The sequence below is a fragment of the Filifactor alocis ATCC 35896 genome (assembly GCF_000163895.2).
Lineage (GTDB): Bacteria > Bacillota > Clostridia > Peptostreptococcales > Filifactoraceae > Filifactor > Filifactor alocis.
Genome location: NC_016630.1, coordinates 1,686,075 through 1,708,030, shown reverse-complemented (window position 1 = coordinate 1,708,030; position 21,956 = coordinate 1,686,075). Strand labels below are relative to the sequence as shown.

The 21,956-nt window shown below is 34.5% G+C and carries 17 protein-coding genes and 1 riboswitch; of the genes, 12 read left to right on the top strand and 5 right to left on the bottom strand.

From position 1 onward, the window contains the following. Positions 1–139 precede the first annotated feature (139 nt). Positions 140–1,555 (bottom strand): alanine/glycine:cation symporter family protein, encoded by a 1,416-nt coding sequence (locus HMPREF0389_RS07615; RefSeq protein ID WP_014263051.1) that lies wholly within the window; start codon positions 1,553–1,555, stop codon positions 140–142. Positions 1,556–1,586: 31 nt separating this feature from the next. Beyond that, positions 1,587–2,522, bottom strand: coding sequence for a glutaminase A (gene glsA / locus HMPREF0389_RS07610; RefSeq protein ID WP_242821713.1), 936 nt, complete (start codon positions 2,520–2,522; stop codon positions 1,587–1,589). 464 nt (positions 2,523–2,986) lie between these two features. Then, positions 2,987–3,086, top strand: a riboswitch (TPP riboswitch). 316 nt (positions 3,087–3,402) lie between these two features. Between glsA and thiT the strand changes: the two genes are divergently transcribed. The 3 genes from thiT to guaA all read left to right on the top strand — a co-directional run bounded on the left by thiT (position 3,403) and on the right by guaA (position 7,504). After that, positions 3,403–3,933 carry an energy-coupled thiamine transporter ThiT gene (gene thiT, locus HMPREF0389_RS07600; RefSeq protein ID WP_014263049.1) on the top strand — a complete coding sequence of 177 codons (531 nt, stop codon included), beginning with the start codon at positions 3,403–3,405 and terminating at the stop codon, positions 3,931–3,933. A 571-nt stretch (positions 3,934–4,504) separates the two neighbouring features. Continuing rightward, complete coding sequence (guaB, locus tag HMPREF0389_RS07595) at positions 4,505–5,968, top strand: IMP dehydrogenase (protein WP_014263048.1); 1,464 nt, start codon at positions 4,505–4,507, stop codon at positions 5,966–5,968. Positions 5,969–5,971: 3 nt separating this feature from the next. Next, on the top strand, positions 5,972–7,504 hold the full coding sequence (guaA, locus tag HMPREF0389_RS07590) for a glutamine-hydrolyzing GMP synthase (protein ID WP_014263047.1): 1,533 nt from the start codon (positions 5,972–5,974) through the stop codon (positions 7,502–7,504). A gap of 197 nt (positions 7,505–7,701) precedes the next feature. Here the strand turns inward: guaA and HMPREF0389_RS07585 are convergent, their stop codons facing one another. Together HMPREF0389_RS07585 and HMPREF0389_RS07580 are read right to left on the bottom strand one after the other, a co-directional pair. Continuing rightward, a complete protein-coding gene (locus HMPREF0389_RS07585; RefSeq protein ID WP_014263046.1) occupies positions 7,702–8,595 on the bottom strand; it encodes a hypothetical protein in 894 nt (297 codons plus the stop codon). Positions 8,596–8,673: 78 nt separating this feature from the next. Then, positions 8,674–9,219 carry a helix-turn-helix domain-containing protein gene (locus HMPREF0389_RS07580; protein WP_242821712.1) on the bottom strand — a complete coding sequence of 182 codons (546 nt, stop codon included), beginning with the start codon at positions 9,217–9,219 and terminating at the stop codon, positions 8,674–8,676. Positions 9,220–9,388: 169 nt separating this feature from the next. Between HMPREF0389_RS07580 and HMPREF0389_RS07575 the strand changes: the two genes are divergently transcribed. Next, on the top strand, positions 9,389–9,574 hold the full coding sequence (locus tag HMPREF0389_RS07575) for a transcriptional regulator (protein ID WP_014263044.1): 186 nt from the start codon (positions 9,389–9,391) through the stop codon (positions 9,572–9,574). Between the two features lie 24 nt (positions 9,575–9,598). Further along, positions 9,599–9,826 carry an Arm DNA-binding domain-containing protein gene (locus HMPREF0389_RS08955; protein WP_014263043.1) on the top strand — a complete coding sequence of 76 codons (228 nt, stop codon included), beginning with the start codon at positions 9,599–9,601 and terminating at the stop codon, positions 9,824–9,826. Here HMPREF0389_RS08955 and HMPREF0389_RS09195 read toward each other — a convergent pair. Continuing rightward, complete coding sequence (locus HMPREF0389_RS09195) at positions 9,813–10,040, bottom strand: hypothetical protein (protein WP_242821711.1); 228 nt, start codon at positions 10,038–10,040, stop codon at positions 9,813–9,815. The genes HMPREF0389_RS08955 and HMPREF0389_RS09195 overlap by 14 nt on opposite strands. Positions 10,041–10,396: 356 nt before the next feature. Between HMPREF0389_RS09195 and HMPREF0389_RS07565 the strand changes: the two genes are divergently transcribed. The 7 genes from HMPREF0389_RS07565 (at position 10,397) to HMPREF0389_RS07540 (ending at position 21,850) form a co-directional block, all read left to right on the top strand. After that, the gene (locus tag HMPREF0389_RS07565; protein WP_014263041.1) at positions 10,397–11,536 is read left to right on the top strand and encodes a cation diffusion facilitator family transporter; all 1,140 of its coding nucleotides are present in this window, start codon (positions 10,397–10,399) and stop codon (positions 11,534–11,536) included. A 78-nt stretch (positions 11,537–11,614) separates the two neighbouring features. Further along, positions 11,615–11,977: a hypothetical protein gene (locus HMPREF0389_RS07560; protein ID WP_049770212.1), complete on the top strand. Its 363-nt coding sequence runs from the start codon at positions 11,615–11,617 to the stop codon at positions 11,975–11,977. Between the two features lie 130 nt (positions 11,978–12,107). After that, positions 12,108–13,388 carry a hypothetical protein gene (locus tag HMPREF0389_RS07555; protein WP_014263039.1) on the top strand — a complete coding sequence of 427 codons (1,281 nt, stop codon included), beginning with the start codon at positions 12,108–12,110 and terminating at the stop codon, positions 13,386–13,388. 643 nt (positions 13,389–14,031) lie between these two features. Then, positions 14,032–16,308 (top strand): hypothetical protein, encoded by a 2,277-nt coding sequence (locus tag HMPREF0389_RS07550; protein WP_014263038.1) that lies wholly within the window; start codon positions 14,032–14,034, stop codon positions 16,306–16,308. Positions 16,309–16,772: 464 nt separating this feature from the next. Further along, positions 16,773–16,847: a helix-turn-helix domain-containing protein gene (locus tag HMPREF0389_RS09375; RefSeq protein ID WP_083799707.1), complete on the top strand. Its 75-nt coding sequence runs from the start codon at positions 16,773–16,775 to the stop codon at positions 16,845–16,847. A 195-nt stretch (positions 16,848–17,042) separates the two neighbouring features. After that, positions 17,043–20,339: a type I restriction-modification system endonuclease gene (gene hsdR, locus HMPREF0389_RS07545; RefSeq protein ID WP_014263037.1), complete on the top strand. Its 3,297-nt coding sequence runs from the start codon at positions 17,043–17,045 to the stop codon at positions 20,337–20,339. Continuing rightward, a complete protein-coding gene (locus tag HMPREF0389_RS07540; RefSeq protein ID WP_014263036.1) occupies positions 20,339–21,850 on the top strand; it encodes a class I SAM-dependent DNA methyltransferase in 1,512 nt (503 codons plus the stop codon). The genes hsdR and HMPREF0389_RS07540 overlap by 1 nt, the downstream gene beginning before the upstream one ends. Positions 21,851–21,956 lie beyond the last annotated feature (106 nt).

Sequence of the window (21,956 nt, the reverse complement as noted above, 5' to 3'; positions counted from 1 at the left end):
GAGAAAAAAGTTTTGAAAAAAAGAAATCCACATCTAACACCGAATCGGTAGATAGATGTGGATTTTGTTCTATTGTTAGGTTCAGTCCTTCAACTTCATGGAATATGAGGGACTATGTTTTGACAGTAAGATACAGTTTTTATTTCCAGTAGTCTAATTTACTGTCATCCAATCCTATGCTCGCTGCACGGAATACAGGATTTTTTCCTTCTTTTCTTTGTGATTCATAATCTTTCAGTGATTTGATAGCTGTGTTTCCTAAGATTAGGATAGCAGGTAAGTTAATCAACGCCATAACTCCCATCAATAAGTCTGCAATGTCCCAAGCAAGAGCTTGTTTTTGTGCAGCACCTAAGAAGATAACCGCAGCAGCAAAGACACGGTATGCAGTCATAAATGTTTTACTAGGAACTTTTCCGTTAATGTATGCCAAGTTGTTATCCACATAGTACAAGTTTCCGATTAAAGTTGTAAATGCAAACAGAATCAAAGAAATGGTAATGAAGTGGTTACCGAAGCTTCCCATAAATGTGGATAGTGCAGCTTGTACATAAGGTGCACCGCCTAATTCTGCAGAAGGTTCCACTCCGGAGCTCAGACACATAAATGCAGTAGCACTACAGATTACAACAGTGTCGATAAAGACAGATAACATTTGTACCAAACCTTGTTTTACAGGGTGGCTTACATGTGCGGATGCTGCAGCGTTCGGTGCAGAACCGATACCGGCTTCGTTAGAATAAAGACCTCTTTTGATTCCGTACATCATACTGGAACCTGCGACCCCACCGAAGATAGCACGGAAGTTAAATGCATCTGAGAAAATTCTTGCAAATACAGTCGGCATGTAACCGATGTTGATAACAATCATAATAAGAGAAACAATGACATAAATGGTTCCCATCAAAGGTACTAACATAGATGTAAAACGGATGATTCTTTTTCCTCCGCCAAGAATACAGTATAAAGTTACAAGAGCAAGCACGCCACCGATGATGTATGGAGTTGTACTTTCGTTATAGAAAGAATATGCTTGGAATGTTGTTTGCAAGTTGAATGCAGCAAGCATATTGAATCCGATTGCATAAGTTAAAATCAAACTGATTGCGAAAATAATACCGAGAGCTCTGTTTTTTAGTGCGGATTCAATGTAGTAAGACGGTCCCCCGTAGCTATTGCCTTGTTCGTCTCTTCTCTTATAGATTTGCGCCAATGTAGATTCGACAAATGCAGATGCTCCACCGATGATGGCAACAACCCACATCCAGAACACGGCACCATACCCACCAAGACAAAGCGCACTGGAAACACCAACGATATTTCCTGTACCGACACGAGAAGCGGTAGATACCATCAAAGCTTGGAAAGAAGATACCGAATCGTCTTCTTCCGGTTTTTCCATTACAACACGAACAGATTCTTTGAACAATCTTCCTTGTAAAAATCCGGTTTTTAGTGTGAAATAAATACCGATTCCCAGCAATAAAATAATAAGAACGGGATAGTACAGTATGTCGTTAATCGGTGTAATCAGTGCATCAATTTTTTCTGCCATAATAATCCTCTCCTTTATAAAATAATTTGGTTTAATAAATATTCAATTCCAGGTCCTGCGCAATACTTCGAAGCATTCGCATACCCACGTAAGAATTTCCGTGAGAATCAAGTCCCGGACAGTACACACCAATGCCATATCCTGATTTGGATGCAGTGACAATTCCGCCACCAACTCCACTTTTTGCAGGAATACCTACTCGAATCGCAAAGTCGCCGGAGTAGTCATAAGTTCCGCAAGTTGCCATAATCGTTCTTAAGATTTTGGCATGTTTTGGGCTTAGAATTTCTTCACCTGCAAGATTTTTGCCATCTCTTGACAAAATAAAACTAAGATTTGCCAAGTCGACAGAGTCAACCAAGATAGAGCAAGCTTTGAAATAGGTGTTGAGCAAGTCGTCCACATCAATATGAGGCGGAATAATGTTGTCATTGAGCAGCATATAAGTCAGTGCTCGGTTTGCGTAGGCACAAGAACTTTCCGAGTGATAAATGCTTCTACTGTAATCCAGCTTGTCGTTGTTAATTAAATCCCTTGTACGATTTAGGATAAAATCAAAGGTATTGTTTCCGTATTTCTCTTGCAAAAGTGCTGTGGAAACGATTGCACCCGCATTAATAAAAGGATTGACCGGAATGTTTTTGTTACTTAACTCCAACTCAATAATACTGTTAAACGGTTTCGCAGACGGTTTGACACCGACAAATCGTTTGATGTAATCGAAGTCATAACATTCAAGAACGCAAAGATAGATGATAACCTTTACGATACTTTGAATACTGAACTTGTAGTGAGAATCTCCCACTTCATACACAGTACCGTCAGGAGAAATGAGTGTTGCTCCCGCACGAGACTTGTCTTCTTTGGCAAGTTCGGGAATATAACTGGCAGTAACACCCCTTTCTTTATATAACATGCCATAGTTATATGCTTTTTGTAGAACATGTTGAAAATCCAATGGAATCACCTCCTATAATTCTTTCTGTAGAAAAATAAGGAATATCTTGTGAAATGAATATAGAACAAAACAATAAAAATATAAAGTCACATTCTACACACAAAAAGATATTCCTAAATCACCTTACATTACCTATATTCTATCTTAATAATTGGGAACAATTCAATAAATAAAATGAGATTTGGTAGGATTTCTTTGAGAAATGAAATGATAGAACGATTACAACTGTTGAGTTATTTATTCTGTTGTGATGAGAGAGTATCCTTGTTTATCGCTTGAAAACAAAGGATAGTTCTGTTGTAACAGTACAAGGAATCAGTTCAAAATAGGGTATTATTCAAAATGAGTACAATTCAAAATAAAATATATACCGAATATAATACAGTTCAACATAAGAGAACAGATAAAAATAGAGTTTAGTTCATAATAAAAATATGGCAAAATAAATCAAATTGAAGTATAATATTACTACAAATCGAGAACAGGGGAGCTTATTTGCTGAGAGGAAACTGTCGTTTCGACCCTTAAGTTGATCCGGATAATGCCGGCGTAACAAGTTTGAATCGCGTCGCATCAGTGCGACTTTTTTATGAAAAAGTATGGATGTTTACCAAAGTGTTTTGTGGCACAAGTTCACAAAGCTGTTTTGTACTGCAAACAGAGAATCAAAAGACGACATGGAGATGTTTCTGTCACAAGAGGTTGTTGCAAACCATTTTTAAAATCGACAGAGGACATATTTTGTTGGAGAAATCCTTTTGCAGAGGTGGCACTTGCGAATATTTTTTGGTAAAAAATCGACAATTTTTTCTGAACTTGTGATTTGGATTTCGGAAGTAGACGATTTGTAACAATCTGTTTCAACAAGATCACAAAGGAGGAAAAAAACATGAAACAAACAGATGTAAAAATTTTGGTAGAAGGCGGTATCATGATTGCACTTGCAACATTGCTGAGCTTTATTAAGGTGTTTGAAATGCCACAGGGCGGTTCTGTCACAGCGGTAAGCATGGCACCGATTTTGATTTATTCCTGTCGACACGGTGTCAAAAAAGGTTTGGTTGTGTCAACCGTTTATGGAATTTTTCAGTATTTACTGCAAGGGGGATTCTCTATCCATCCCATGTCTATTTTGTTAGACTACATTTTGGCATTCGGAGTGTTGGGAATTGCCGGAATGTGGAAAGGACGACAATTGACCGAACTGCTTGGATGTTGTGTTGCGATAGCACTTCGATATGTTGTGCTTGTTATTTCAGGAGTAGTAGTATGGGGTTCCTATGCACCTGAGGGAGTGAGTCCGCTGCGCTATTCTATCGGATATAATGCAAGTTATATGCTTCCGGAAGGAATTTTGACAATAGTGATTATTGCAGTTTTGTATCGAAAAGTGATTCGATCCATGAAACTTTCTGTGTAGTTGATAGGTCCAAGTTTTGTAGTAACAAATACGATTGAGATAAGACAATGATTGGTTAGGAAACAGATGGAACTGTAACAGAGTTAATTTCAGAGTCAGTTGTAACAATACGATTGCTGACAAGGAGTTTTGTCTTGTAACAATACGATTACTGTCAAGAAATTTAATTTGTCATAGTAGATTTGTTAAATAGAGTTGTTTCTTTTAAAAACCATCCATAATATTCGGATTTTTTGCTGAGGATATGGATGGGTTTTATTTTTTTGTTGTTCGAAAAATAAATCATCATAGGATTCTACAAGACAAATACAGATGTTTTCGATTCTAAGATTGGCGAATCAATTTGTGTAGAGGTGTTGTCATTTTAAGGGGGAATATTGTATAATAAAAGATAAATTAAAAATGATAGTTTTGTTTTTTGAAGAGAAATATTGTTTCTGTAAAATATTCGGAATTTGCCTGTTTCAGTAGGATTCCGGAAGGCAGGAATCATATTTTTTAACAAAAGGGTTGGGTGAGAAATACGATTGTATGTTTCTCGTGAGGGATTTTTAACTGTAAGGAGGACATTATGGCAAATATTTTGAAAGAAGCATTGACCTTTGATGATGTATTGTTAGTGCCACGGGAGTCAAATGTATTACCGAAAGAGGTAGATACATCCACTTATTTGACACGAAAAATCAAGTTGAACATTCCGTTGATGAGTGCGGGGATGGATACTGTTACAGAACACTCTATGGCGATTGCGATTGCAAGAGAAGGCGGAATTGGAATTATTCACAAGAATATGTCGATTGAAGAACAAGTGTTGGAAGTGGATAAGGTCAAACGTTCTGAGCATGGAGTCATCATTGATCCGTTCTATTTGACAAAAGAAAAGACTTTGCGCGATGCAGATGATTTGATGGGAAGGTATCGTATTTCAGGAGTGCCTATCGTAGATGAAAACAAAAAATTGATTGGAATCCTGACAAACAGAGATATTCGTTTTGAACAAGATTTCAGCAAAAAAATAGAAGAAGCAATGACCTCAGAGAATTTGATTACCGCATTGGAAGGGGTCAAATTGGAAGAGGCACAGGAAATCCTTCGTCAACATAAAATCGAAAAATTGCCTATTGTAGATAAAAACTATATTTTGAAAGGTCTTATTACCATTAAGGATATTGAGAAAAAAATTAAGTTCCCAAATTCCGCAACTGATGAAAACGGAAGACTTCTTTGCGGAGCTGCCGTTGGAGTAACCGAAGATATGATGGAACGCGTGGATGCACTGGTATCGGCACATGTAGATGTCATTGTGATTGATACGGCACACGGACATTCCAGAGGAGTGTTGACTGCAATTTCCTCCGTAAAAGAAAAATATCCTGAATTACAAGTGATTGCAGGAAATGTTGCAACTGCAGAAGCAACTCGTGCTTTGATTGAAGCAGGAGTGGATTGCGTAAAAGTAGGAATCGGACCGGGTTCCATCTGTACAACTCGTGTTGTTGCAGGGGTTGGGGTTCCTCAAATCAGTGCAATTATGGATTGTTATGAAGAAGCTAAAAAACACAATACTCCGATTATTGCAGACGGTGGAATCAAATATTCCGGAGATTTGGTAAAGGCAATTGCTGCGGGAGGTTCCGTTGTTATGTTGGGTTCTCTGTTAGCAGGAACAAAAGAATCCCCGGGAGAAACCATTTTGTATCGCGGTCGTTCTTTCAAATCCTACCGTGGAATGGGTTCCTTAGCATCCATGGAAAAAGGTTCCAAAGACAGATATTTCCAAGAAGATGCCAAAAAACTTGTACCGGAAGGGGTAGAAGGAATGGTTCCTTACAAGGGAGTTGCATCCAGTTTAATTTTCCAAATGGTAGGAGGACTTCGTGCAGGAATGGGCTACTGTGGAACAAAAAGCATCAAAGAGTTGAACGAAAACTCTACATTTGTTCGTATTACAGCAGCAGGACTTCGTGAGAGCCATCCGCATGATATTACCATCACAAAAGAGGCACCAAACTATAGTTCAGGAACGGAGGATTAGTCAATGAATCAGGAAACAATCGTTGTAGTTGATTTTGGCGGACAGTACAATCAGTTGATTGCAAGACGTGTCAGAGAAAACAATGTGTACTGTGAAGTCTATCCTTACAGCAAAGCACTTGCAAAAATCAAAGAGATTCAACCGAGAGGAATCATCTTTACCGGCGGACCGAACAGTGCATATGAAGCAAATGCTCCAAAAATGGATGCCGAAGTATTTGAGCTTGGAATTCCCGTACTTGGATTATGTTACGGAATGCAATTGATGGCACAGTCTTTGGGTGGAAATGTAGCAAAAGCGGACACCAAAGAATTTGGAAAAACACAGACACATTTCGAGACAGACTCACTGTTGTTCAAAGGATTGCCGAAAGAAGCAATCACTTGGATGAGTCATGTCGATTTTGTTGAAAAACTTCCACAAGGATTCGAAAAAATCGCATATACAGATAACTGTCCTGTAGCTGCAATGCAACATGTAGAAAAGAAATTCTATGCAATGCAATACCATCCTGAAGTACTTCATACAGAAAACGGAACAGCTATGCTTCGTAACTTCCTATACGAAGTGTGCCATTGTACAGGACAATGGACGATGGCAAACTATGCCAAAACAGCAATCGAAGAGATTCGAACAAAAGTAGGAGATGGCAAAGTTGTCCTTGCACTTTCAGGAGGAGTAGATTCATCCGTTGTAGCTGCACTGATTTCCAAAGCAATCGGAAGTCAATTGACCTGTATCTTTGTAGACCATGGTTTGATGAGAAAAAATGAAGGGGACGAAGTAGAGCAAGCATTTGCAAATTCCGGAATGAAATTTATTCGTGTTGATGCGGAAAAAAGATTTTTAGATAAATTAGCAGGTGTTTCCGATCCGGAACAAAAAAGAAAAATCATCGGAGAAGAATTTATTCGTGTGTTTGAAGAAGAAGGACGAAAAATCGGAGCAGTTGACTTCTTGGCACAAGGAACAATTTATCCCGATGTAATAGAAAGTGGAGAAGGAGACGCTGCAGTAATCAAGAGTCACCACAATGTAGGTGGACTTCCTGCAGTAGTAGACTTCAAAGGATTGATAGAACCTCTTCGCAACCTGTTCAAAGATGAAGTAAGACAGTTAGGGTTGGAAGTAGGGTTGGCAGAATACTTGGTATGGAGACAACCGTTCCCTGGACCCGGGCTTGCTATTCGTGTGATGGGAGAAATCACAAAAGAAAAATTGGACATCCTAAGAGATGCAGATTATGTATTCCGCGATGAAATCGCAAAAGCGGGATTAGACAAGAGCATCAACCAATATTTTGCAGTGTTGACAACAACAAGAACCGTTGGAGTAATGGGAGACTTCCGTACCTACGACTATGTCCTCGCACTTCGCGGAGTGACCACAACAGACTTTATGACAGCAGATTGGGCACGAATCCCGTATGAAGTATTGGACAAAATCTCCGGCAGAATCATCAATGAAGTAGACCATATCAACAGAATCGTATATGATATTACCAGCAAACCACCGGGAACAATTGAGTGGGAGTAACAGAAATAAATATGTTGCTGTTACAAAACCATTGAAAACAGTTGGTTTTAGCGATTGAACGGTGCAAAAAACTCTTTGGTGATACTATTTTGATACTAAAAAGCTGAAAAAGTAGGTTCAAAAGGGAGTTGTTGAATTTAGGCGAATTGTTTAGAAAGCCTTCCATCATTTTGGTGGGAGGCTTTTGCATTGTCCTATTAATTATTTGGTGTTTGTGGTTGAAATATTTTTTTCAATACATGTCTTATCTTTTTTTGGGAATATAAGAAAATAAAAATTAATAGGGATATTATAATTCTGTCAATACCTTTATACAAAAATTGTATTATTGGTGGATAGAAACTGAGATCTATATTACTTAAAATGGCAGGAAGATATAAAGTAAAATATGTATTTTCTGTAGATTTTATCACAATATATAACATTGCAATAATAATATAAATTATTATTTTTTGAGCAATAAATTTACCTTTTAATTCATCATCACTTAAATCACCTTGTATATTTTGTTTCCATATAATTTCATTTCCTATCTTTTTTTTCTCAAAGAATGATACAAGATTTGTCCTATCATCTGTGGATAAAATTGTATTTAATACTATAGATAATATTGCAATTAGGGAGAGTTCTTGAGAATTAAACCATCCTAATAAAATTATTATTGAAGCTACTATTATTGATTTTGAATATGTGATTTTAGCCAATTTCTTAATGGTAATATGAAGGCAGTATGTAACTATGAACAACATAATTGCAACAGATACCCAATCTATAATAGTGGGACAAAATTTAAAGCTAATGTAATAAGCAATCATATATACATTTAAACAGATTGCTAATATGCTAAGTAAATCAAAAATGATTTCCGCCTCAGATCCTGTTTTATTATTCGAATTTTTAGATAGCTTGTGTTTTAATAATTTTGGAACAAATGTACATATTATAGGGATTAAGAATAAAATTGCTATTCTAATACAGTAATTATTAATATCTTTTAAACCTATGAGTTTAGCTATGCGTATATACCACGCAATGGAAAATATATTGCAAATAGCATCTATTATATTTATGTTATTTTTTATCCAATTCATAGTGACTCCTAAATAATAATGTATACTCTTTTATTATTTATTCTAAGCTTTAACAAATTTTGTTTTGAATACGTTTGCCTATTTTATATCTGGTGGAACTTTCGCTCCGATACCGCTTTTATAGAATTTTACATTGCTTTCTTCAAAGGGAACATAATCTTTTTTCAAGCTATCGGGATAGTTTGCTTTCCAATCCTGCAATGCCTCTTTTGTAATTTCGTTATTCTCATATTTTTCTTTCATTTCCTGCCACTGTTCAAGCATATTGCGAATTCTTAAGATAGCTTCACTGCCGAAATATATACCTGTGGTAGTGTACTCAGGATCTTCATCATTTAGAATAACAGGACGTATTTTCACTTCAATACTGTCATCCAGCTTAAATAAAAATCGCATTAAGTCATGTTCCGTATATGGATAATCAGGCTCTTTTAAATATTCTTTGTTTACATGCAGTGCAGTAGAAATATTTTCCAAGACATCGTCTTTAGGAGTACGAATATCAAGTTCGTACTGTCTTATTCTTACATCATCTAAATGGGTTCTGTCTCCTAATGCCTTTTGAGTAATTCTCCTTAGTTCACGGAATTTCTTTATCAATTTACCCAAACTCAATCCAAACACCTCCTTAGGAGCAAATTTGTTTCTCTCTTAATAATATAATCGAAAATAGGAAAAAATACAATAGAAAAATAAAATTTAGAAAAAGTATTGACAGAAACAAAAAAGCTACTTATAATTTAAAACAGAAACAGAAGCAAATATATTTCTTAAAAGAAAGGAGGAAAGTACGATGGAGAAATTATTTCTTACTTCAAATGAAGTTGCCGATTTACTAAATATATCGCAGCAACAAGCTTATAAAATCATCCGAGATATGAATAAGCAGCTTGCTGAACGCGGCTTTCTTATCCTTAGGGGAAGAATTAATAAGAAATATTTTATGGAACAAATCTACAAAGCAAAGGAGGGAGAATAATGCCTGCATATAAGGACGAAAAAAGTGGAAAATGGTTCGCTTCATTCTATTACAAGGATTGGGGACGGACAGAGCAGAAAGAAGCTGAAAAGAGGGTTTGAAACGAAGAAAGAGGCAATTACTTACGAGAGAAATTTCACGGTAAAGATGTCGGGTTCACTCAATATGCTCTTTGAAGATTATTTTGAACTCTATAAGGCTGATGTTATAGGAACAATAAGGCTAAATACTTGGATGACTACACCTCTGTAAGATCATTGAACAACTTCAAGTAAGAACTAATAAAATTCTTGGTGTCTTTTGTCAAATCAAAGTCACTCTCATCCAAATCCAATTCAGTGATTTCATCCTCTTCCTTCACAATAAAGAGTAGTTTTCTAATCTCTGAAAAAGGAAGTTTTTCTGATGTAACATCTAAACCGAACAAGTTTAGGAGTAAAGAGAACTCCTCGCTTTCATAAATCATATTCTGCTCAATCGTTTCGTTGAAATCGGTTGGCAAATATTCTAAATAGATCGCTTCTTTACTTTGATTCAGAGTATAAAATGAACTCTGGAGTAATTTGGAGTTGATAATATCGTTATATGAAAACGGCTGTAAAAAAGCATATACAAAGATATAATAGCACAGCTAAGACCAGTCTTAATTTTAGAAGTCCTAATGAAACAGTATCAGAGTATTTCTCAAAGTGTAACATATGTCTTGACAATTAAGAAAGTATTACGTTGAAGAAAAGAGAATAGTATTGACGTTTGGAAGTTAAAAATGATAGATTGAGATATCTATATCAAATGACGATTGAAACACATAAGGGGGATTTTATGAAAGAACGTAATGATTCGCACAAGGCGGAATTTTTGGACAGACAGAAAGCTATCATAAAGACAAGTGTTATTGGAATTGCCACAAATGTGTTTCTTGCAGTATTCAAAGCAGTGATTGGTGTCTTATCAAATTCTATTGCAATGATGCTGGATGCTGTAAACAACATATCTGATGCATTGTCTTCTGTCATCACCATTATAGGGACAAAACTTGGAGGAAAAAAGCCTGATAAAAACCATCCGTTAGGTCATGGAAGAGTTGAATATTTAAGCTCTATGTTGGTTGCAGCAATCATTTTGTATGCGGGATTGACATCTATCGTAGAGTCAATTAAACAAATCATTCATCCTACTGAGGTGCATTACAGTTCTACATTTTTGGTTGTGATTGCAGTAGCTATAGTTGCGAAACTGATTCTTGGACAATATGTAAAAAAACAAGGAAAACACTTAAACTCGGGAGCGCTTGTTGCTTCGGGTGAGGATGCGTCCTTCGATGCAATCCTTTCTGCATCTGTTTTGGTTTCTGCGATTATTTTTATGGTTTGGGGAGTATCTCTTGAAGCGTATGTAGGTGTCATCATCTCAATTTTTATTATAAAAGCCGGTATCGAAATGATGCGTGAAACAATAAGTGATATTATAGGGAAACGAGAAGACGAGGAAATGAGCAGTTATATCAGAGAAATCCTCGAATATGAGGAAGAAGTTAGAGGAGCTTACGACTTGCATCTGTTCAATTATGGTCCGAACAAATACTACGGTTCTGTTCATTTGGAGCTTGCAGACACTATGACCGTAAAGGAGGTCGATTCTCTTACACGAAAGGTTCAACTTGAAATCTATATGAAAACAGGGGTTATTATGACCGGTATCGGTGTGTATTCGTACAATACCACGAACGAAGTAGCAGCGAGGGTTCAAAACGAAATTCAAAAGATTGTGATGTCGCATGATTGGGCACTTCAAATGCATGGGTTCTACTTAGACGAAGTGAACAAGACAATTACTTTTGATGTTGTGGTAAGTTTCGATATAGACCATGGACAAGCACGTGAGATACTGGAACAAGAAATTGGAACACTGTATCGTGATTATGAATTAAAAATAGTTACAGACATAGATATAACAGATTAGAACGTAGATAGAAACAACAATTCAAAGTATGTTGTAAAGAGAGTGTTTGGTTTATTGAAATTCAAAGAGGTATTGAATATGGATACGAAAAAAACAAAATCATATTATAAGAAATTAAGTCAGCATGATTTGTGCGATTGTGCATATTGTCAAAACTATGCTCATGAAATCAGAACCACCTATCCGGAACTTACGGAATATCTTTCTTTGCTTGGAGTTGATATCGAAAAACCTTTTGAAACGATGCCTCTTGAGCCGGATGAAACCGGCTACATTGAGTACACGGTTCTGTATATCGTTTGTGGTAAAATTGATGATTTTGCAAAAACGGCAGTTGGTTCTGTGACTGTAGATATTGCGGATAGCTATCCGTCGACAGAGATTGAGGAACCGCATTTCGTGATGGAACGATATCCTGTCCGTTTGAAGTGGGAAATTTGAATTGAATATAGATTTGACAGTATTGTCTTATAAAAATGGATATTTTCTCTATAATGGGATGAATAATTATTTGATAAGGTAATGGAGTAAGCCGAGAATTTTTAAGAAGTATAGTTAACGAGGAATTATTATGCGAAAAATAATAAAAAAATTACTTTATATTGTTTTAACATGTTTAGTGATTTATGCTATAAATAGCTTTCTATATGGTAAAACCAAAAATATTCCAATAGTAACGCATTTTATAATATTAGTGTTTGGGAGTGTTATATTATTGAGTTTATACGACTTTTTTATGATGATTGTAGGCGTAGAATTAAGCTGTATACTTCACAAGAGATCAGTTGAAAATATTGAGAATATAAGAATAATAAATGCATTAAGATGTATAAAAATGGATTATATCATATCTTTCATAATGTATTATTTGAGATTACATTGGGTAAATACTTCTCATGGTAAAACAAACGATATTTACTACTATATCCGATATTTTAGCTTTAAGTATAAAATAGAAACTTTGATAAAATTAGTTCTTTGTCCCCCAATTTTGATAAGTGGTGTTTATGTTTTTGTTTTAAAAAACAATCTGGAAATGTATGATTTTTATTTTTTAAAGAAAATAACAGGACTAAGTATCGCAGGAATCAAGATTGAAAATGCGTGGAATTATTTTGAAAAAATACCTTTGCTAATATCAATATTTCCATTACTTTTTATTTTCTATTTTGTTGGGAATAGAGCTCGTATTAAAACTATAATTTCTAAAAAAGAGAATGAAAAGAAAAAAATTGTTATCTATAAGATTTTTGAATTATCATCATATCTCGAAGAGTGTTTATATGAAATGTCACAGAATGTAGATAGACTTATTAGAAGGCAGAATTTCATAGCGGATCAATATTTACATAATAAAATAGAGAATTATTATGAAATCTCTAACCGAAAATATTTTTCATCAATAGTTTTTTGTACTGATTTTGATGAAATAAAAAGGGATAGTGAGATTGATAAGATAGTTAAAGAACTATTTTGTAGAGACAATATAGAATATTTTAATGAGTTTTCTTTTTATAGCTATCGGTTTAGGGTATTATATTTTGCTTTATCCTATGATTATGCCTATTATTTTGGAAAAAATATTAATCGAAGAACATCTTTGGATTTACTACTAAATCCCTCTAAATATATTAAGGATGATTTGCATACATCGAAAGATAGTAGTAAGAGAAAAGCTACAGATGATTATGAAAAGCTACTATCAGAAGAAAAATCTTGTTTTACTCCGAAACTTTATGATGCTCTGAAATTGTTGTTTTACATCGGTTTATTTGTTAATGAGTTTAATCGTTTTATAAGTTGTGACTCAATGGAAGCACTAATAAAAGAAGTAGTTAAGAAAAGTAAATAAAACTGTTATATCATATAATGATACGAATATTAAGCGGATGTTCTAAAAATTTTTTTTAAAGTACTTTGTTTACAAAATATCTATAAAAATTGATGAATTATAGAATGGTGCAAATAAAACTCATATTAATGATTATTTTGCAATGGGTATTAGGTTTTATGTGAAGAGTGGAAATAAGGTCATTCATAAGAAGAATGTTTTAACTCCTGTATTTTTAATTGTTTTATAGATTTGGCTGTGAAAAAAGTAAAGATTAAATAAATAAAAAAAGATAAGAATTTTTTTAGTTGATTTATTAAATAGGATAGCTATAGTCTTGGGACTGGGGCTATTTTTATGATTTTATCCAGTTAATGCTAAAACATGATTAAACTATGGAATAAATCTAAATAAGAGATACTTTTCATTCATCGGTGTATTTACACTTTTATATAGTATCCCCATAACTTTTTTGAGGATCTGAAATATTTCATTTTCAGGAAATAATTAAATGAGTCTATTGACCTTTAGATAACCAATTGCGATGTGCAAAATTTATTTATTGAACCTTCGATTTTGGAAACTATATAGTATAATTAATATATAATTGCTGTTGTCTAAGAAAATAAATAATAGAATTCAGCGGATAGGAGATTTAAGAGAAATGCCAAACAAAGAGTACAAGAATTATTTAGAACATGAAATATGTGTTAAGTTTGCAGATGGCATATTGGAGCACAGTCAGGAGTGGCAATGGTTTATTGACTATATTGAAGATAACTTCGACTTATCTGATATTGATGATTTTTTTGATTTTCAAAATAGACGTGGCAATTTAATACCTGTTTTGAGTAATTTTTTGCACATGTTGGATGTATGCGATACAGACTTTCATTCGGAGACATTATTACTTCAAGAAATATATTTAATAGCAAAATATTATGTAGGAGTAGTGGAAAGGGTAAATTGTTCTTCAAAAATTAAAACAGAATTTTGTAAAATATTATTTGTGTTAGTATGGCTTACGAAATTAGAAAATTCGGATAATAATTCAAAGTATATAGTTGATTACAGAATTTTAGATCAAAGAAATTTTCATCAAGCAATTAATATGGGGTCTTTTGAATATGACAAAGAAGAAATTTTTATATATTTGGAAGAGATTACTATAAGAGGTTTTGAGGAAGTAAAACAGAATATAAAGGATAACTTGAACAAAGTCAATTATGATGTAACTGAACATTTTTTTGAAAAATACAGTGATAATTTAGTATCAGTTAATTGTTTTAGTTATCAATCTCTTGATAGAGATGCGAAGTTAACCTGGCAGGAGCATACCCTTTTAGACATGCTGCAAATATCGATAAATAATGGTCAGATATCACCAATGTTTTCTATTGGTAGTAGTTCAGTTCCGGACTATTTAAAATGGAGTCCTCAATTGGTTAAGGGGATAAAAGAATATTTCAATCATAGGATTGCGGACTTTGTTATAGAGTCTATTAATTTCGTAGTTAATAAAAATCCTCCTAGTTTAGAAACGATAGAAACACATTGTAAGTTACTTGCAGAAGCAATAAAGAATAGTGATAATTATCATAAGATAAGAATGTTTTCTTCGTTTGAAATAATTGCTTTACTATTTAAGGAAGGAGTAATGAATAAGGTAGAAAAGACTGAAGATATAAAGAAGTTTTATAAAATCATTCATTCTGTTACATCAATAAATCTGCTGTTAGTGTTACGACAATTTTTCCCATTAAGTAGAAGCCAACTACGTAGTATAAAAAATTATATAGAGAATCAATACAAAGGCATATCATTAATCAAAGACATAGAGTCATTGATACAATATTTGCAGAATTCAGATATAGCAAGATATATCAATCAAGAATGTTATGATGAGATGAAAAGAAAGTTTTTTGAGTTGATGAAAGGGATTCAAGATAGCTCAGTATCAATTTTATTCTATCAGGCAGTAATGTTTCTTTTAGATGTCAATCAAACTAATCAAAATCTTGATAAAAGAGTTGTGAAGAGAGATGTGATTTATCTTCAAGAATATTGGCAGGAAAATATATATCCAGAACAGGAGAAGAATTTACAGGAGTTTAAATATAGTGCAGAGATTCCTACAACTGAAGTGGAAGGATTTAATGATACTGTGATGAATAATCCAATACTTTTAGCAAATATCTGTATTATTTTCAAAGTCAAAGATATGATACCTGTTATGGAAGAAACTTCTAAAAATCCATTGAATTTTATGTGTGATAAAATCATACTTAGTCCGATTTTTCCAATAAAAAACATAGAAATTAACTTTGAAAAACACGAAATCGATAATATTTTAAAATCACAAGTAGAAAAAATTCTGAAAGAATATGGTTATAAATTTCTTAATGACATAGATTCAAAAATATATGTTTCAGCGATACATGAAAAATATAGAGAGAATGCTAATATTTTTATTACAATGTTCAACAGAGAAGAAGAACTGTACTCTTTATTGGAAGAGCTTTTAGATCGTTCACTGATTCCATATGAAAAAAATGTTTCACTCGGTCATTTAACTCAGTTATTTCCATTATTAGAGATTGAAATTAGACACTTAGGAAAGATGTTTGGAATAGTTCCGTTTAAGGAAAACAGAGAAGAGTATTTTAAATTTAAAGATCCAAGTTCAATATTAAGAGAACTTATTGATAAAATATATCAAGAATTAGACAGTTTTGAGAGTGCGCCAGAGTTATTATTTGTTTATCACTTCATGTATAATAGCAATTCTTTCAATATCCGAAATGAGTGTGTACATGGGAGAGATTATATTGAAGGATACAGACTCAGCTTTGGTTTTAAAGTTACTTTGTTAGCTCTATATATGATAGTATACAGAATAACCTTAATACAATCTGCTATATCGAAAAACGAAGATAATTAGTTTAAAAAATTATAGTTACAGCATATATTAAATACTGTTAATATATGGTTTAAAAAATGACTTATCCACTAAAATATGGAATACTTCCGGAATAACAATTACTTTCTATCTTATGGAAGGATAGAGTTATTGTTGTTACATCAATTTATCTGATCATATTTTATTGCAAGAAGTAGTTGGCGAATATTTTAGAACAACAGATGAATCCACAATCCCTTTCATAATTGTGACAAAGTGTAGAAGAAACAAATTAAGGGAGTGATATTACTTTACAACGAATTTCAAGTTGTATGTTGACTATTTTATCTGATATAATTGAAATAATTTTGGAGGTGTTTTAGGAACATTTCTTATAAAAAATGATGGATTCATTTCAAACAAATAATATGAATAGAACCGATTTGATTAAGCTGACATGGATTAATCAAACACCTTAGTTAATATGGGGAAAGACGAATATATCTATGAAAAACTTAGAAAAAATATGTAGGGCAATGAATTTGACACTAAGTGATATATCGGAGTTCGTAGAGAAATAGTTCATGAAATAGGAAAATCCTTTGATACTTAAGATAAAGATAGCCAATAGGATGGATATCATTCATGGAATAAAGATAGTTTATGGATGGTGTCAATAAAGGCGGATCAGCAAGGAGAGTTTTGCGAGTGCAAAAGTAGAAGATGTTGTAAGACAGTTCGAGAATGAATCAATAAGGTGCGATAGGAGAAGAAAAATGCAATCTAATTTTGATTTTTTACAAAATGATTTTCCGGTTTTATATCAAATTGGAAGTATTGCTGAAAAATATCTATATACAGATTCCAATTCTTGTTTAATAAAATTAGGGATGTTTGGAGAAACAGTAGTGAATCTAATGCTACAACTTGATAGAATCTCTGCTCCAACAATCGATAATACGCATGCGAATCGTATCAAGTTATTAAAGAAAGAAGGTATGCTTCCAAACCAGATTGATGATATTTTACATGGTTTAAGATTGCATAGAAATAAGGCAGTACATGCAAATCTGGATGATTTGGAAAAATGCAAAACACTTCTTGAAATGACCTATCATTTGGCAGTATGGTTTATGCAGGTATATGGAGATATTAACGGCACGATTAACGATTTTTCAATGCCTGTGGAGGATAAAACCAACTATGCATCGTTAGTGAAAGAAAAAGAGACGCTGATACAGGAATTGAGTGCAAAAATCAAAGATATACAAGCACAAGATATTTCTCAATTTGACCGTATTAAAAAAGCCAATCATGCAGTTAACTTTATGAACTTGTCAGAGAGAGAAACGAGATACTTGATTGATGAACAGCTTCGTCAAGTTGGATGGGAAGTTGATACCGAAACATTGCGTTATGCAAATGGAGTTAGACCGCAAAAAGGAAAAAACTTGGCGATTGCTGAATGGCCGACAGAAAATGAATATGGAAAAAAAGGACATGCTGATTATGCACTTTTTGTAGGACTTAAAATGGTCGGTATCATTGAAGCGAAAAAAACAAATCGCGATGTATCTTCTATAATTGATGTTCAAGGGAAAGAATACGCCAAAAATGTGAAGGCTGACGATTTGCTGGATAGAGTTGCAGAATCAGAGGGTGAGTATCATATTAATGCTAAGGAAGACAGCTATCAACTTTCGAATTGGAACGGATATAGAGTGCCTTTTGTATTTGCAACCAATGGTCGTAAGTATTTGGAACAGATTAAAACAAAATCCGGGATTTGGTTCTTGGATGTAAGAGATAACAGCAATATACCAAGAGCATTACAGGGGTGGGTTAGTCCTGACGGTATTATGGAATGGTTAGAAAAAGATATTCAATCCGCCAATGCTATTTTGGAAAACACCGGCTATGACCTACTCACAGATAAAGACGGTTTGAATTTGAGAGCCTATCAAATTCAAGCAATAGAGGCAGTGGAAAAGAGCATTATAGAAGGACAAAAAAATATTTTGCTCTCCATGGCGACAGGGACAGGCAAGACCAGAACCATTTTGGGAATGATTTATCGTTTCTTAAAATCCAACCGTTTCAAGAGAATTCTATTTTTAGTTGATAGAACAGCACTTGGAACACAGGCGCAAGATGTATTTAATGAAGTCAAGCTTGAAGATTTGTTGACATTAGGAGACATCTATAATATCAATCCATTAGAGGAAAAAGAAATTTCCGGAGAAACAAAAATACAAGTTGCTACCGTTCAGAGTCTGGTGAGGCGCATTATGTATAATGAAGAAGAGGTAATTCCTGCTGTTTCCGACTACGATTTGATAATAGTGGATGAGGCGCACCGTGGTTACACATTAGATAAAGAAATGGATGAAGATGAGCTGCACTATCGAAATCAAGATGATTTTGTAAGCAAATATCGAGCAATCATTGAATATTTTGATGCTGTCAAAATTGCACTTACTGCAACTCCTGCATTACACACTGCTGAAATATTTGGGAAACCGGTATTCAACTATTCCTACCGAGAAGCGGTAATCGACGGTTATCTGGTGGATCATGATGCACCTCACAATTTGAAGACGAAACTCAGTGTAGAAGGAATCAAATATAACAGAGGAGAAGTTGTTGCAATTTATGATCCCATCACAGGAGAAGTAACCAATAGTGATGAATTGGAAGATGAACTTGAATTTGATATCGAACAATTCAATCGGAAAGTGATTACAGAAGAGTTTAACAGAGTAGTTTTGGAAGAAATCTCTAATGATATTGATCCGGAAGGAGAAGGAAAAACCCTTATTTATGCAGTGGATGATAAACATGCCGATTTGATTGTTTCTTTATTAAGAAAAGTCTATGAATCTCAAGGGGTTGACCAAGATGCGATTATGAAAATTACAGGAAGCATCGGAGATAAGAAGAGAGTTGGAGAAGCCATCAGGCGTTTCAAAAATGAAAAATATCCAAGCATTGCTGTTACAGTTGACTTGTTGACAACAGGAATAGATGTACCTGAAATCACAACCTTAGTCTTTATGCGTCGTGTCAAATCACGGATTCTGTTTGAGCAGATGTTGGGTCGAGCTACCAGACTGTGTGAAAAAATAGGAAAAACACATTTTGAGATTTACGATCCGGTTGGAGTGTATGAATCCCTTCAAGATGTCAGCACCATGAAACCGATTGTAGTTCATCCTGAAACCGGATTTTCTGATTTGATAGAAGGGTTGCACTTGCCGAAAGAGGAACAAGTTCAAAATCAAATTGACCTCATTGTTGCAAAGATGAGAAGAAAGGTGAAAACCCTATCCCTTCAGGAGTTGGAATATTTTGAAGTTCTTTCAGAAGGGAAAAAACCTCAACAATTTATTGAAGAACTATCAAAACTATCGACAAATCAAGCGAAAACAATGATTTTGAAAAACAGGTCGGTCTTTGAACTATTGTCACAAAGCAAAAGAACCATAGAAAGAGCAGTCGTTATTTCAAACAAAGAGGATGAGCTGATAAGCCATACCAGAGGATATGGAAACGGGCAAAAACCGCAAGACTATTTAGAAGAGTTTAGAACTTTCATTGAAGAAAATGTTGACAAAATTGAAGCATTAAAATTAGTCTGCACCAGACCGGCCAACCTTACTCGCCAAGGGCTGAAAAATCTCCTCAGAATTTTGGACCAACAAGGCTTTACAGAAAAGCAACTGAACAGCGCGTGGAAAGAGTTAAAAAATGAAGACATTGCAGCGGACATTATCAGTTTGATTCGTGCACAAGCACTTGGCTCGGCAATCATAAGTCATGAGGATCGAATCAAAAATGCTGTCAAAAAATTAAAGTCTAACCATCATTTTACTAAAATAGAAGAAGGGTGGCTCAATCGAATCGAGGCAAACCTGCTAACAGAGACCATTTTGACAGAAGATACATTTAATAATGGTGCTTTTAAGGATAAAGGCGGGTTCAATAAAATCAACAAAATATTTAAAAACAAACTAAAGGAATACATCATAGAGCTGAATCATTATCTCTATGAAGACGGAGGGCAAGTAGCGTAATGGGAAATCAGGAAATTGTTCAAAAACTATGGAATCTATGTAATGTGCTTCGAGATGACGGAATCACTTACCATCAATATGTAACAGAGCTAACTTACATTCTATTTTTGAAAATGATGAAAGAAAAAGATATAGAAGATACCATAGAAAAAAACATTGTTGGTTACAAAGATCTTAAAAAGAAAAATGAAGACGGAACCATAACCAAGAATGAACAACAGGAATTTTTGGAGAAGAAAAAAGTAGCTGAATATTCTTGGAATACCTTAGTATCCCTTTCAGGGATAGAACTCAAAAAATATTATGAACGAATCATTCATTTGTTTGGAGAACACTGTCGAGGTCACATCAAATCCATCTATCATAATGCTCGAACCAATATCGAAGAACCGAAAAATCTGGAAAAAATCATTCGTACCATGAATAATTTGGATTGGTACAGTATAGATGAAGAAGGGTTCGGAGATTTATATGAAGGACTGTTGGAAAAAAATGCAAATGAAAAAAAATCAGGTGCAGGACAATATTTTACACCTCGTGTCTTGATTGATGTTATGACCCGATTGATTCAGCCTAAGGTCGGTGAGCGTTGTAATGACCCTGCTTGTGGGACATTTGGGTTTATGATTGCAGCCAAACGATATGTCAATGAACATCATGATGAGTTCAGCTTGTCTAAAGAAGAGTATGACTTTCAAAAAGAAAAAGCCTTTACAGGATGTGAGCTGGTTTCTGATACACATCGTTTAGCTCTTATGAATGCCATGATTCACGGGATAGAAAGTGAGATTTTATGTGCAGATACATTGAGTAATATCGGTAAAAGTATGAGCGGATATGATGTTGTATTGACAAATCCTCCTTTTGGAACCAAAAAAGGTGGCGAGCGTGCCACTCGAGACGATTTTACCTTTCCGACCTCAAACAAACAGCTGAATTTTTTGCAACATATTTACCGCAGTCTCAAAGTCGACGGAAAAGCTCGTGCAGCAGTAGTATTACCGGATAATGTATTGTTTGCAGACGGAGACGGAGCAAAAATTCGTGAAGACTTGATGGACAAATGTAATCTCAATATGATTCTTCGATTGCCGACCGGTATTTTTTATGCACAAGGAGTCAAAACAAATGTGCTGTTCTTTACCAGAGGAACAAGAGAGAAAGAAAACACAAAAGAAGTGTGGTTCTACGATATGAGAACCAATATGCCTTCCTTTGGGAAGACGACACCGCTTAAAAAAGAGCATTTTGTTGATTTTGAAAAGGCATACCTCGCAGAAGATAGAACTAAAATTGAGGACGAAAGACTGAATGTCTTTACGCGAGAAGAAATCAAAGTCAAAAACAACAGCTTGGACTTAGGGTTGATTCGTGATGAAAATGTTTTGGATTATGAAGATTTACAAGATCCGATTGAAAGCGGAGAAGACATGATTGGACAATTAGAAGAGGCTCTTGATTTGATAAAAAGTGTAGTAAAAGAGCTGAAATCACTTGGGAGCGTAAACTGATGGCAAAGAAAAAAAATAATTTAACATTGGAAGAAAAGTTGCAAAATGCACTGGTTCCCAAGGAAGAACAACCGTATCAGATACCGGAAAATTGGGTATGGACAAG

Excerpts from the sequence above, each read along its gene's own strand:
- HMPREF0389_RS07615 (WP_014263051.1), bottom strand. The coding sequence starts at position 1,555 with ATGGCAGAAAAAATTGATGCACTGATTACACCGATTAACGACATACTG.
- thiT (WP_014263049.1), top strand. The coding sequence starts at position 3,403 with ATGAAACAAACAGATGTAAAAATTTTGGTAGAAGGCGGTATCATGATT.
- guaB (WP_014263048.1), top strand. The coding sequence starts at position 4,505 with ATGGCAAATATTTTGAAAGAAGCATTGACCTTTGATGATGTATTGTTA.
- guaA (WP_014263047.1), top strand. The coding sequence starts at position 5,972 with ATGAATCAGGAAACAATCGTTGTAGTTGATTTTGGCGGACAGTACAAT.
- HMPREF0389_RS07585 (WP_014263046.1), bottom strand. The coding sequence starts at position 8,595 with ATGAATTGGATAAAAAATAACATAAATATAATAGATGCTATTTGCAAT.
- HMPREF0389_RS07575 (WP_014263044.1), top strand. The coding sequence starts at position 9,389 with ATGGAGAAATTATTTCTTACTTCAAATGAAGTTGCCGATTTACTAAAT.
- HMPREF0389_RS09195 (WP_242821711.1), bottom strand. The coding sequence starts at position 10,040 with ATGATTTATGAAAGCGAGGAGTTCTCTTTACTCCTAAACTTGTTCGGT.
- HMPREF0389_RS07565 (WP_014263041.1), top strand. The coding sequence starts at position 10,397 with ATGAAAGAACGTAATGATTCGCACAAGGCGGAATTTTTGGACAGACAG.
- HMPREF0389_RS07560 (WP_049770212.1), top strand. The coding sequence starts at position 11,615 with ATGGATACGAAAAAAACAAAATCATATTATAAGAAATTAAGTCAGCAT.
- HMPREF0389_RS07555 (WP_014263039.1), top strand. The coding sequence starts at position 12,108 with ATGCGAAAAATAATAAAAAAATTACTTTATATTGTTTTAACATGTTTA.
- HMPREF0389_RS07550 (WP_014263038.1), top strand. The coding sequence starts at position 14,032 with ATGCCAAACAAAGAGTACAAGAATTATTTAGAACATGAAATATGTGTT.
- hsdR (WP_014263037.1), top strand. The coding sequence starts at position 17,043 with ATGCAATCTAATTTTGATTTTTTACAAAATGATTTTCCGGTTTTATAT.
- HMPREF0389_RS07540 (WP_014263036.1), top strand. The coding sequence starts at position 20,339 with ATGGGAAATCAGGAAATTGTTCAAAAACTATGGAATCTATGTAATGTG.